At 64.8% G+C, this 420-nt stretch carries 1 protein-coding gene; it reads left to right on the top strand.

The window, feature by feature from the left end:
• Positions 1-148 precede the first annotated feature (148 nt).
• On the top strand, positions 149-420 hold a 272-nt coding region (locus B3M53_RS05170), incomplete at its 3' end, for an RNA polymerase sigma factor (RefSeq protein WP_286799720.1).

Below are 420 nucleotides of genomic sequence, written 5' to 3'. Positions count from 1 at the left end.
CTGCGATCGAGGACTTTCACGGCACCATGGGACGGCTCCAGCGTGAGACCATCGTCTTTGTTCTGGAAATGCGAGAGGTGCTGACCCCCGAGCAACAGGCGCGCTTCGACGCGACCGTCACGGCGACCCTGACCCAGACCGGGCAGTGATGCGCGACGCCGATTCATCGGACGGCGACCTGGCGGCCAGGGCGCTCGCCGGGGAGGACCGGGCGTTCACCCTGCTCATGCGCCGGACCAAGGAGCCGCTATACCGGTTTGCTCGCCGCCATATCGGCGATGAGGACCTCGCCTACGATATGGTCCAGCAGGCGTTCGTTGCGGCCTGGCGGTCTCTACGCAAATACGATCCCGCCTATCCCTTCGAGACTTGGATGCGCACCATCGTGCGCAACAAGTGCCGCGACGAACAGCGAAAGGC

This window comes from Oceanicaulis sp. UBA2681, assembly GCF_002354675.1.
GTDB classification, from domain to species: Bacteria; Pseudomonadota; Alphaproteobacteria; order Caulobacterales; family Maricaulaceae; genus Oceanicaulis; species Oceanicaulis alexandrii.
This window is presented reverse-complemented; position numbering and strand designations above follow the sequence as displayed.